This window comes from Rhizobium sp. CNPSo 3670, from assembly GCF_057784555.1.
The window spans coordinates 23,617-35,183 of record NZ_JBXSOL010000039.1 but is presented as its reverse complement, the minus strand read 5'-3'; the positions used below and the strand labels follow the sequence as shown (position 1 = coordinate 35,183).

The following is an 11,567-nucleotide window of genomic DNA, read 5'->3' as shown; positions in this document are numbered from 1 at the left end:
GGCTTTTGTCGCAACGGTACATAATCGCGTTGCTCAGCGTAGCGTGTGTGGAAGAGCTAGCAGCGAAAATCCATGCTTTCAACAGTGCCAAAAAACTAGAGCTACGACTGCACAGTGAATATTACAGGGAAATCCTGGGACTCGATCTAAAAACGAATACGATGGTCCATCAAATGGTCGGTTATGATGACGAAGGGGCGTTTGAGTTGGCGGGTCTGAAGGATGACATCATTAACCCGCTCATTGCCGACCAATATAAGTTACTGGATCTAGTGGCGGAGCAGATTGCGAATTCGCAAATTGATATCGTTTCGGTCAAAGAGAAAATCGACGCATTTGACGTGCGAAAACGCGAGCTCGTCGGTGTTTTTCTCGCCAATGCGCCCAAGAGCGCGTAACCTGATTTTCCTAAAAGTAGGCTTCAGGCGTAGCTGCAACCCTGCCACTGCGAGGCTCGGCGCAGCGCTTTCGTGACTGCTCTAAGTGTCCGGAGATTATGGCTTCGGAATACCTTGGAAGACTTGAGCTTCTTGATGAACGTAGCAGGCAAGCGGTCTTCCTCCGCGCCTCGTTAATAATGCGGCGGGCGGGTGATCGGGGGCGCGTCCAGCGACTGCTCCTCCAGCGACAGGAAGCGTTCCGTCAGCCGGTCCAGCTTGGTGCGCATCTGCTCCACGATTTTCCATTGTTCGGCGAGTTGATCGGAAAGCTCCTCGATCGTCTTTGCCTGATAGGCCAGCATTTCCTCCAGCCGGGTGATGCGGTTGGTCTCGTCGGACATCGATCCTCCTTTGCCGACACCGGCAGAATAGATGAGTTTTCCAAAGCGGAAATAGGCCGCCACGTCAATGTTTTCGACCGCCGGCGCGGCCATGCGCAAAACTGAACCGTTTGGTTACTAAAAGACCTTGCCGTGCCTGATGTTGTGGGGTAGTGCCCTATCCATCAGGGAGGAATACTGATGGACGCAGGCAACGGCTTTCTTCATCCGGACCGGCTCTTTCCGGCCGACCCGGCGACACGGACCATCGCGCGGGACCTCTACGAGACAGTGCGCAATCTTCCGATCGTCAGCCCGCACGGGCACACCGAGCCATCCTGGTTCGCCGACGACAAGCCCTTCGAAGATGCGGCCTCGCTGCTGGTCATTCCCGATCATTATCTCTTCCGCATGCTGCACAGCGTCGGCGTCACCCTGGACCAACTCGGCGTTCCCAGGCTCGACGGCAAGCCAGTGGCCGAGGGCCGTGCCATCTGGCGGACCTTTGCCAAACATTACCATCTCTTCCGCGGAACGCCCTCGAGCCTCTGGGTGGACCACGCGATGTCAGTCGTGCTCGGCTGCACCGAGCCGCTGACGGCTGATAATGCCGACGCGCTCTACGATCACATCAATGCCCAGCTCGCCCGTCCCGAATTCCGCCCGCGGGCGCTGCATCAGCGATTCGGCATCGAAACGATCGCGACGACGGAAGGCGCGCTCGACCCGCTTGTCCATCACCAGAAAATGGCGGCGGAGGGCTGGATCGGCAAGGTCCGGACCACTTACCGGCCGGACAGCGTCACCGATCCCGATGCCGTCGGCTTCCGCGACAATCTCGTCAAATTCGGAGAGATCACCGGCGCCGATGTGACGCGCTGGGACGGCCTGATCGAGGCGCATCGGCGTCGGCGCGCCTATTTCCGCCAGTTCGGCGCAACGGCGACCGATCACGGCGTGCCCACGGCTTTCACCGCCGATCTGCCGCTTGCCGAAAAGCAGGCGCTGCTCGACAAGGCGTTAAAGGGCCTGCTTTCGGCTGTTGACGCCGAGCTCTTCCGCGGCCAGATGATGACCGAAATGGCCGGTCTTTCGGCCGAGGACGGCATGGTAATGCAGATCCATGCGGGCTCGAGACGCAATACCGACAGCGGGCTCTTTGCCACCCGCGGCCCCAATATGGGCGCCGATATCCCTACACGCACAGACTGGGTCGGCGGCCTCAATGCGCTGCTTTCCAAATATGGCCATGCGCCGGGCCTGCGCATCTTGCTGTTCACGCTCGACGAGACGACCTATGCGCGGGAGCTGGCGCCGATGGCGGGCCATTGGCCCTGCCTGATGGTGGGCCCGCCCTGGTGGTTCCATGACAGCCCGCTCGGGATTCGCCGCTATCTCGGCCAGGTGGTCGAGACTGCCGGTTTCGCCAATATGGCTGGTTTCAACGACGACACGCGCGCGCTGCTGTCGATCCCGGCCCGCCATGACGTCTGGCGGCGCGAAGTCTGCCGCTTCCTCGCTGGGCTCGCCGCCGAGCACCGGATTTCCAGGAAGGAAGCCGAGATTGTCGCGCGCGAACTCTCCTATGACAATGCAAAGAAGGCCTATAAGCTGTGAGCGATAGACTGCAGAACGTGACCGGCCTTGCGCCGACGGCGAAGCTTCCCGCCTATGATAGGAATGCGCTGAAGGCCGGCATCCTGCATCTCGGCCCGGGCGCCTTCTTCCGCGCCCATTTCGCACCCTTCACGGATGCTGCGCTTGCGGCCGCAGGCGGCGACTGGGGCATCGAGGTGGCGAGCCTGCGCACGCCCGACGTCGCGGATAATCTCTCCGCCCAGAACGGCCTCTATACGATGCTGATCCGCGACACGTCAGGCACCATGGCCGAAGTGATCGGCTCGATCCTGAAGGCGCATGTTGCGCCCCGCGATCCGGCCGGACTGCTGGCACGGCTCGAGGATCCCGCCATCCGCATCGTCAGCATGACGGTCACGGAAAAAGCCTATGGCTTCGATCCCGCAACCGGCGGCCTCGACCTCAAACATCCCGACATCGTCGCCGACCTCGCCAACCGGCATGCGCCGCGCGGCGTCATCGGTTATCTCGTCGAAGGCCTCGCACGCCGCCGGCAAAAGGGCATCGCGCCCTTCACGCCGCTCAGCTGCGACAACCTGCCGAGCAACGGCGCGGTACTGAAACGCCTCGTGCTGGAATTCACCTCGCGCATCGATGCCGATCTCCATCGCTGGATCGAGACTAATGTCCCCTTCCCCTCGACGATGGTCGACCGTATCACGCCGGCAAGCACCGAGGCGACCTATGCCGATGCGGAGCGGCTGACGGGCCGCACCGACTTGGCGGCGATCGAGACCGAGCCCTTCACCCAATGGGTCATCGAAGATCATTTCGCCAATGGTCGGCCGGCTTGGGAAAAAGTGCGCGGCGCACTGATGGTCGAGGAAGTCTCGGCCTACGAAAAAATGAAGCTCAGGATGCTGAACGGCGCCCATTCGCTGCTTGCCTACCTCGGTTATATCGGCGGCTATGAATTCATCCGCGACGTGATGGACGATGCCGGTCTCGCCGCCCTTGCCTATCGCCATATTCATGCGGCGGCGCGTACCCTCGATGCGGTCCCCGGCATCAATCTCGATGACTACGCGAATGAATTGATAGCGCGCTTTGCAAATAAGGCGATTGCGCATCGCACCTATCAGATCTCCATGGACGGCACGCAGAAACTGCCGCAACGGCTGCTGGAGCCGGCATGCGAGGCGCTGGCTCTTGGCGACCGGGCGGAGACCTACGCGATCGCCGTCGCGGCATGGATGCGTTATGCGATCGGCGAGCATGGAAATGGCGAGCGCTATGAGCTGCGCGATCCCCGCGCCGCTGAGATCGCCGCCCTGATTGCTGATGTCCCCCGCACCGGACCGGCGATTTCGGCGGCGCTCTTCACCCTCCCCGGCCTTTTCCCGTCGGCTTTGACAGGGCATCGGGCCTGGACGCAGGATGTCTCGGACAAGCTCGAGATTCTGATCCAAGACGATCGGCTGCCGCTGTTTTGAGAACTTGAAGTCTTTTCAGCAGAGCGCGTGCCGTGTGGCACCCCCCCTCTGCCCTGCCGGGCATCTCCCCCACAGGTGGGGAGATCGGCTGGGCGCAGCGGTTTCGCCAAACAACACCGCTTGGCAGTCCGTGAATTGCTGGAAAGGGACCGAGCGATCGCCTCTTGCCGATCTCCACCCTTGTGGGGGAGATGCCCGGCAGGGCAGAGGGGGGTGTCGCACGGCACGCCGTCTCTTCGCGTCACTTCATGTCAGCCCTTCACGCGCGCCATCTCCGGATCATAGAGCGGCGCCAGCGACACCTTGCAGGGAATGCGTTGCCTCGCGACGTCGAGCTCATAAGTGCCGGAGAGAACGAAATCCTCCGTCACGCCTTCCAGGTTGCGAACGTAGCCGTAACCGATCGCCTTCCCAAGCGTATAACCGAAGCCGCCGCTCGAGAGCCAGCCGACACGCTTGCCGTCGCGATAAATGGTTTCGCGGCCGAGCAGCACTGTATTGGGATCGTCGGGAACGAAGCAGCCAAGGCGCTTTTTCACGCCGTCCTTCAGCTGCCGCTCGATCGCCCCGCGACCGCGGAAGGGGATGTTCTTGCGGATCTTCACCGCCCAGCCGAGGCCGGCTTCGACAGGCGTGTGATCGGGCCCGATATCGGATCCCCAGGCGCGATACCCCTTTTCCAGCCGGCAGCTCTCGATGGCGCGATAGCCGGCATTGACAAGGCCGAATTCGCCGCCTGATGCCATCAGCACGTCATAGACCGTGGTGGCATATTCGACTGGGACATGCAGCTCGTAGCCGAGTTCGCCGACATAGGTAATGCGCAGCGCGCGCACCGGACAGCCCGATATGCCGATGGTCCTCACCTGGCCGAAGGGGAAGGCCGCATTGGAGACATCGCCGCCGGTCACGTTTTCGAGCACCGCTCGCGCATTCGGCCCCATCAGCGACAGAACGGAATAGGCTGACGTGACGTCGACAAGTTCGGCATGCATCTCGTCCGGAATATTGCGTGCGATCCAATCGAAGTCGTGGGTGGCAAAACCCGTGCCGGTGACGATGTAATATTCGTTCTCGGCGATACGGGCGACGGTCAGATCGCATTCGATGCCACCCCTGTCGTTCAGCATCTGGGTGTAGACGAGCGATCCCACAGGTTTTGCGACATCGTTGGAAGCGATCCAGGAGAGTGCTGCCTCGGCATCCCTGCCCTTCAGCACGAATTTGGCAAAGGAGGTCTGGTCGAAGATGACCGCCGCTTCGCGCACCGCCTTATGCTCGCGGCCGACGGCCTCGAACCAGTTCTGACGGCCATAGCTGTACATATCCCTTGGCTCTTCATTGGCGAAGAGATCGGCAAACCAGTTCGGCCGCTCCCAGCCGAGCTTCTCGCCGAAACAGGCGCCCTGTGCCTTCAGCCGGTCATAGAGCGGCGATTTGCGACAGGGGCGGCCGCTCGAATGCTCCTCGAACGGCCAGGCCATGGTGTAGTGTTTGCCATAGGCTTCGAGCGTGCGGGTGCGCACCCAGTCGGTATCGAAATGCGGGCGTCCAAAACGGCGGATGTCGACCGGCCAGAGATCATAGGGCGGTTCGCCCTTCGTCACCCATTCGGCCAGCGCCATGCCGGCGCCGCCGGCAGACGCGATGCCGAAGGCGTTGAAGCCGGCGCCGACGAAGAAATTCTTCAGCTCCGGCGCCTCGCCCAGAATGAAGTTGCCATCCGGCGTGAAGCTTTCCGGGCCGTTCAAGAGCTGCTTGACGCCGACTTTCTCCAGCGCCGGAACACGGCCGAGCGCCTGCTCCATGATCTGCTCGAAATGCTCAAAATTGCTGTCCAGCAGCGTGTAGTGGAAACCCTCGGGGATCCCATCTTTCGCCCAGGCAATCGGGTTCGGCTCATAGCCGCCCATAACGATACCACCGACCTCCTCCTTGTAATAGGTCAGGCGATCGGGATCACGCAGCGTCGGCAGGTTAGAAGGCACACCGAAGGATTCGGTGATGATATATTGGTGCTCGACGGAGACCAGCGGCACGTTGACGCCGAAGCGGGCGGCGAAGGCGCGTGTCCATTGACCGGCACAGACGACGACCCGCTCGCATTCGATGCGCCCCTCAGCGGTGATGACGGCACGGATCTTTCCCTTGTCGATGTCGAGATCGAGAACCTCGGTATCCTCGAAAATCGAGACGCCTGATATACGGGCGCCTTTTGCCAACGCCTGGGTGATGTCGGAGGGGTTGGCCTGACCGTCGGTTGGGAGAAAGGCGGCGCCGACGAGATCGTCAATCGTCATCAGCGGCCAGAGATCGAAGGCTTCTTGCGGCGTCAGCAACTGCATGTCGAGGCCGAAGGACTGCGCCGTGGTCGCCTGGCGCCTAACCTCCGTCCAGCGCTCCTCATTGCAGGCAAGCCGCAGGCCGCCATTCATCTTCCAGCCGGTGCCGAGGCCGGTTTCCGCCTCCAGCCGCTTGTAGAGATCGACGGAGTAACCGAGCAACTGGGTGATGTTGGCGCTCGTGCGCAGCTGGCCGACGAGACCGGCAGCATGAAAGGTGGTGCCGGAGGTGAGCTTCTTGCGTTCGAGCAGGACGGTATCGGTCCAGCCGAGCTTGCCGAGATGATAAGCTGTCGAGCAGCCGATGATGCCGCCGCCGATGACCACGGCCTTTGCCGTCTTCGGTAATTGTCTCGTCATTTATTGATCCCGTTCAAAGGCTTGGTAGGCGCGCTCGAAACGAGCGAGATTCTCGGCCGTATAGGCGGCATAGTCGAAATCGATCGTGGAATGGATTTCCGAAATCATGCTCCACAGCGTTTCGCGCAGCAGCGAGGCGCATTTCATTGCACTATAGCGGCGGCCGAGGTCATCAGTGAGCGACCGGTCGAAATAGCTCTCCAGCATCGCGCGCTCGGCCGCTTCCGAAAATTCGTTGTTGGAGGCCAATCCGCCGAGATCGAACAGCGGCGTGTTGAAGCCCGCATAATCCCAATCAATCAGCCAAAGCCGCTTGCCGTCATCGAGGAAATTGGCTGCCAGCAGGTCGTTGTGGCCGAAGGCGATGTCGAAAGGTCCTGCCGCTGCTTCCAGCGTCTCGGCCCTGGCGAGGAGTTTCGCAAGCAAGGGAAGATGGACGCTGCCCGAGGCCTTCAGGCTGGCGGCATAATCGCGGATGACGTGGAAAACCCAGAAGATCATCGCCGGGCCGCGGAAATGCCGGGCGATGTCGTGGTGGCAGGCGCGCACCAACGGGACCACCCGGGCAAGCATGTCAGGCGCCCCGAAATCCTCCGGCGAAAGCGCCCTCGCCTCGATATATTCGAGCACCAGCACGCCGGGCGAATGGTGGATGACGGCGGGCGACAGGCCGGCGGCATGTGCGGCGCGGCTGGCGGCAAGCTCGTTTCGGCGGCTGATATGATGGATCGGAATATCGGTGCCCAATCTCACCACGCAACGCGCGACGGCATCGCTGACCAAATAGTTCCTGTTGGTGATGCCGCCTGCTATCGGCGATATTTCGATCGAGCCCTGCCAGATGCCTAGCGCATGAATCCTATCCTCAGGCGTCATGCTAACCCCTCCTTGCGGCCCCTTCCGAAATGATGGGACAGAGCAGGATCGGCTGTCAAGCAGCGGCGGCAGCGCTACGGGTCCTTCCGGACTCGCGGGAGCGCTCCCGGAGAGTCAGATCGTTTTGCCGACGCCGTCGAACACGTGGCAACGGGCCGGATCGAAGAAGGTCTTCACATTGGCGCCCCGCTCGACCTTCTGCTGCCCGTCGAGGGCGATCGTCAGGAGCTGCCCGTCCGGCGTCGTGGTATAGAGCATGGTGGCGCCGCCAAGATTTTCGACGAGGTCGACATTGACCGTCGAGAGCGCGATCGCACCCTCCGCAAGAGAAAGATGCTCGGGGCGGATGCCGAAAGTGACCTCCTGGCCAGCCTCGCCTTTCAGCCGGCGCGGCAGGCGGACGGAATTGCCGCAGACGTGAATGCTGGTTTCGGCCTCGCCGACCTTTTCGATGCGGGCCCTGAGGAAATTCATCTTCGGGCTGCCGATGAATCCTGCGACGAAGCGGTTGGCCGGGTTGTTGTAGAGATCGAGAGGCGCGCCGACCTGCTCGATGCGGCCTGAATTCAACACGACGATCTTGTCTGCCATGGTCATGGCTTCGACCTGGTCATGCGTCACGTAGATCATGGTGTTGCCGAGCTGCCGGTGCAGGCGGGAGATCTCGACACGCATCTGCACGCGCAGTTCGGCATCGAGGTTGGACAGCGGTTCGTCGAACAGGAAGATGCGTGGCTCGCGCACGATGGCGCGGCCGATCGCCACGCGCTGGCGCTGGCCGCCGGAGAGCGCTTTCGGCTTCCGCTCAAGGAGCTTCTCGATCTGCAGGATCTCGGCGGCGCGTTTTACTTTCGGCTGGATCTCGGCCTTCTTGTACCCCGCCGTCTCCAGACCGAAGGCGAGGTTCTTGTAAACGGACATATGCGGATAGAGCGCGTAGGACTGGAAGACCATGGCGATGCCGCGCTTGGCGGGCGCCACCTCGTTCATGCGTTCGCTGTCGAGCAGCAGCGCGCCGCCCGAGATCTCCTCGAGGCCGGCGATCATCCGCAGAAGGGTGGATTTGCCGCATCCCGAGGGGCCGACGAAAACGACGAATTCGCCGGGATCGATCGTCAGGTCGATGCCATGGATCACATCCATTGCGCCGTAGCGCTTCTCGACCTTCTGAAGAACGACACTGGTTGCCATCTTCTCAAAACCCCTCTCTTTTACAGGTTACTTCGTTCTTGCGCGCCAATCGGCGTATTTCGGACTGTCGGGACCGACCGGCAGCGGCACTTCGGCGCCGCTGTCGGAAGACTGGTAGATGGCGGTGACGAGTTCGAGCGCACGGCGCGCATCCTTCGTAGTCACCGGCAGGGGTCCAGTGCCGCTGAGGAAGGCGTGGAACTGACCCATCTGGGTGGTGAAGCGCGGCGCAACGGGCTGCCAGTCGCCGACCACGCGATCGATCTTTTCCTGAACGTCGTCATTGGCGGCGATGATCTTCCAGGGATCCTTGCCCGGCGTATAGGGTTCGTGCGTGCTTTCGAAGGTGACATTCTCGAAATGCAGTCTCAGCCGGCTGATCTGTTCCTGCGAGCCGAGCGTGCAGGACAGCGAGACGAAGGCGCCGTTTTCCATCAGCAGGCTGGCGGAGGCACAATCCTCGACCTCGATATCATTGACGCGGGTGGCGACGCGGCCGAAGACCCTTGCCGCCGGACCCATCAAATGCATCAGCATGTCGTGCAGGTGCAGGGCATGGGTGACGAGTACGCCGCCGAGTTCGGTCGCCCATTTGCCGCGCCAGGGCACGGCATAATATTCGGGCTTGCGCAGCCAGAAGGTTTCCACGGAAGCCGTATAGGGCTTGCCGGCAATGCCGGCATCGATGATCCGTTTGGCCTTCTGGATGCCGTCGCCGTAGCGGTACTGGAAGATCGGCATCAGCACGCCTTTGGCGGTCTTTTCCGCTTCCATGATGGTATCGACGCCGGCGAGCGAGCCCGTCAGCGGCTTTTCGCAGACGACATGCTTGCCGGCACCGAGAGCGGCGACCACCTGCTCCAGATGAATGCCGGGAGGGGTGCAGATATCGATGATGTCGATCGTTTCGTCGGCCAGCAGCGTCTCGAAAGAGGTGGTGCGGCGTTCGATGCCGAACTCGTCGCCGACGGCGGCCATGCGTTCTTCGTTCAGATCGCAGATCGCCGCCACCTTGAACTTATCGGAATGCGGCAGATAGCCTTCGACGATATGCGAACGGCCAATGCCGCAGCCGACGATCGCGACGGTCTTGATGCTCATGTCACTCTTTTCCATTGCCGCCATCAGCGTTTCATGCCGGTCGTGGCGATGCCTTCGATCAGCAGGCGCTGGAAGAACAGGAAGAAGAAGAACACCGGCACCAGCGTCAGGGTCGACATGGCGAAGAGACCACCCCAATCCGAAGCGCTGGTGGAATCCACGAAGGTGCGCAGACCGAGCTGGATCGTGTAGGTGTTCATGTCGTTCAGATAGATCAGAGGTCCGAAGAAATCGTCCCAGGTCCAGATGAAGGAGAAGATGGCGGCCGTTGCCAACACCGGCAGCGACAGCGGCAACATGATCTTCCAATAGATCCGCCAGGCGCTGCAGCCGTCCATCATCGCTGCCTCGTCGAGTTCGCGCGGGATGCCGCGGAAGAACTGCACCATGAGGAAGATGAAGAAGGCGTCGCTTGCCAGAAACTTCGGCACGACCAGCGGCAGGATGGTGTTGACCCAGCCAAGGTTGAGGAAGAGCACATATTGCGGAATCAGCGTCACGTGATAGGGGATCATCAGCGTGCCGAGCATGATCGCGAACCAGAAGTTCCGGCCGGCAAAACGTAATCTGGCAAAGGCGAAGGCCGTCAGCGAGCAGGCGATGACATTGCCTGTCACGACCAGCAGCGAGATGACGAGCGAATTCCAGAAGAATCGGCCGAAGCTGACATCGAGGCCGACCCACCCGCGCGCATAGGACGAAAAATCGATCGACGACGGAATGAGCGAAGTCGACGAGAAGATCTCGGTTTCCGGCCTGACCGAAGCCGAAACCATCCACAGCAACGGATAGACCATGAGCAGCGAAGCGGCGATCAGCAGGGCGTGGACAATGAGCGACCCGGGCAGGCTGCGTTTGGTGATATCGGATGGCGGCCTGGCCGCAGTCACGGAAGCGGTCATCTCAGTCATCGTAGTGCACCCAATAACGCGAGCTCAGGAAGGAGAAGGCGGTGAAGATCGCGATGATAACTACCAGGATCCAGGCAAGGGCCGAGGCATAGCCCATGCGGAAATTGCCGAAGGCCTCCTGGTAGAGGTAGAGCGTGTAGAACAGTGTCGAGTTGATCGGGCCGCCGGTGCCGCCCGATATGATGAAGGCGGGCGTGAAGGCCTTGAAGGCTTCGATCGTCTGCACGACAGCGTTGAAGAAGATCACCGGCGTCAGAAGCGGCAGCGTGATCTTGTAGAACTGCCGGAATTTCGAGGCGCCGTCGAGGCTGGCCGCCTCATACATGTCTTGCGGGATCTGGCGCAGGCCGGCGAGAAAGATGATCATCGGCGAACCGAACTGCCAGACGGACAGCGCGACCAGCGTATAGATCGAATAGTTCGGATGCGAGATCCAGCTCGGCCCTTCGATGCCAATCTGTGCGAGGGCGGCGTTGACGAGGCCGTCGCTGGCGAAAAGCTGGCGCCAGAGCACGGCGATCGCGACGCTGCCGCCGAGCAGCGACGGCAGATAGAAGATGGCACGGTAGATAGGCAGACCGCGCAGGCCGCGGTTCAGGGCCATGGCCACCAGCAAGGCAAAGGTGAGCTTGAACGGCACCGAAAAGACGACATAGGTCAGGGTGACGTGCATGGCGGCGGAAAATTTCGGATCCGCCGTGGCGATGCGCACGTAATTCGCCATTCCTACCCACCGCGGCGACTGCAGCATGTCGAAGTCGGTGAAGGAGAGGTAGAGCGAAATCAGGGCCGGCCCGAGCGTCAGCCCGAAAAAGCCGATGAGCCACGGAAGGAGGAAGAGATAGCCGGGAGCATTGGCATTCCAAAGACGCCTGAAGCGTCCTTCGGCCACGGCCCCCTGATATCTTTCCACTGTTATGGCCCCTGCGGGCGTGCGCATCGCATTGCTCATACG

At 61.3% G+C, this 11,567-nt stretch carries 9 protein-coding genes and 1 pseudogene; 3 read left to right on the top strand and 7 right to left on the bottom strand.

All coding sequences use genetic code 11. The features are described from left to right. Window positions 1-398, top strand: a pseudogene (locus AC13QO_RS26510) (hypothetical protein); the annotation flags it as partial. Window positions 399-571: 173 nt separating this feature from the next. Here AC13QO_RS26510 and AC13QO_RS26505 read toward each other — a convergent pair. Continuing rightward, window positions 572-781 carry a SlyX family protein gene (locus AC13QO_RS26505; protein WP_183706140.1) on the bottom strand — a complete coding sequence of 70 codons (210 nt, stop codon included), beginning with the start codon at window positions 779-781 and terminating at the stop codon, window positions 572-574. Window positions 782-961: 180 nt separating this feature from the next. On the opposite strand from AC13QO_RS26505, the gene uxaC reads away from it, so the two are divergent. Together uxaC and AC13QO_RS26495 are read left to right on the top strand one after the other, a co-directional pair. Beyond that, on the top strand, window positions 962-2,377 hold the full coding sequence (uxaC, locus tag AC13QO_RS26500; RefSeq protein ID WP_488542353.1) for a glucuronate isomerase: 1,416 nt from the start codon (window positions 962-964) through the stop codon (window positions 2,375-2,377). After that, entirely contained in the window at window positions 2,374-3,831 is a 1,458-nt protein-coding gene (locus tag AC13QO_RS26495) for a mannitol dehydrogenase family protein (RefSeq protein WP_488542352.1), read from the top strand. Before uxaC ends, AC13QO_RS26495 begins: the two co-directional genes overlap by 4 nt. Window positions 3,832-4,082: 251 nt before the next feature. Here the strand turns inward: AC13QO_RS26495 and AC13QO_RS26490 are convergent, their stop codons facing one another. The 6 genes from AC13QO_RS26490 to AC13QO_RS26465 form a co-directional block, all read right to left on the bottom strand. Continuing rightward, window positions 4,083-6,533 carry a GcvT family protein gene (locus AC13QO_RS26490; protein ID WP_488542351.1) on the bottom strand — a complete coding sequence of 817 codons (2,451 nt, stop codon included), beginning with the start codon at window positions 6,531-6,533 and terminating at the stop codon, window positions 4,083-4,085. Beyond that, window positions 6,534-7,409: a phosphotransferase gene (locus AC13QO_RS26485; RefSeq protein ID WP_488542350.1), complete on the bottom strand. Its 876-nt coding sequence runs from the start codon at window positions 7,407-7,409 to the stop codon at window positions 6,534-6,536. Window positions 7,410-7,523: 114 nt separating this feature from the next. Next, window positions 7,524-8,600 carry an ABC transporter ATP-binding protein gene (locus tag AC13QO_RS26480; protein ID WP_488542349.1) on the bottom strand — a complete coding sequence of 359 codons (1,077 nt, stop codon included), beginning with the start codon at window positions 8,598-8,600 and terminating at the stop codon, window positions 7,524-7,526. Between the two features lie 27 nt (window positions 8,601-8,627). Beyond that, window positions 8,628-9,725, bottom strand: a complete 1,098-nt coding sequence (locus tag AC13QO_RS26475) for a Gfo/Idh/MocA family protein (protein WP_221113860.1) — start codon at window positions 9,723-9,725, stop codon at window positions 8,628-8,630. Beyond that, on the bottom strand, window positions 9,725-10,612 hold the full coding sequence (locus AC13QO_RS26470; protein ID WP_088396864.1) for a carbohydrate ABC transporter permease: 888 nt from the start codon (window positions 10,610-10,612) through the stop codon (window positions 9,725-9,727). Before AC13QO_RS26470 ends, AC13QO_RS26475 begins: the two co-directional genes overlap by 1 nt. Beyond that, window positions 10,605-11,564, bottom strand: coding sequence for a carbohydrate ABC transporter permease (locus tag AC13QO_RS26465; RefSeq protein ID WP_085776486.1), 960 nt, complete (start codon window positions 11,562-11,564; stop codon window positions 10,605-10,607). Before AC13QO_RS26465 ends, AC13QO_RS26470 begins: the two co-directional genes overlap by 8 nt. Window positions 11,565-11,567: the final 3 nt, after the last annotated feature.

Coding starts and splice junctions, on each gene's coding strand:
- AC13QO_RS26505 (WP_183706140.1), bottom strand. CDS start 781: ATGTCCGACGAGACCAACCGCATCACCCGGCTGGAGGAAATGCTGGCC.
- uxaC (WP_488542353.1), top strand. CDS start 962: ATGGACGCAGGCAACGGCTTTCTTCATCCGGACCGGCTCTTTCCGGCC.
- AC13QO_RS26490 (WP_488542351.1), bottom strand. CDS start 6,533: ATGACGAGACAATTACCGAAGACGGCAAAGGCCGTGGTCATCGGCGGC.
- AC13QO_RS26485 (WP_488542350.1), bottom strand. CDS start 7,409: ATGACGCCTGAGGATAGGATTCATGCGCTAGGCATCTGGCAGGGCTCG.
- AC13QO_RS26480 (WP_488542349.1), bottom strand. CDS start 8,600: ATGGCAACCAGTGTCGTTCTTCAGAAGGTCGAGAAGCGCTACGGCGCA.
- AC13QO_RS26475 (WP_221113860.1), bottom strand. CDS start 9,725: ATGGCGGCAATGGAAAAGAGTGACATGAGCATCAAGACCGTCGCGATC.
- AC13QO_RS26470 (WP_088396864.1), bottom strand. CDS start 10,612: ATGACTGAGATGACCGCTTCCGTGACTGCGGCCAGGCCGCCATCCGAT.
- AC13QO_RS26465 (WP_085776486.1), bottom strand. CDS start 11,564: ATGAGCAATGCGATGCGCACGCCCGCAGGGGCCATAACAGTGGAAAGA.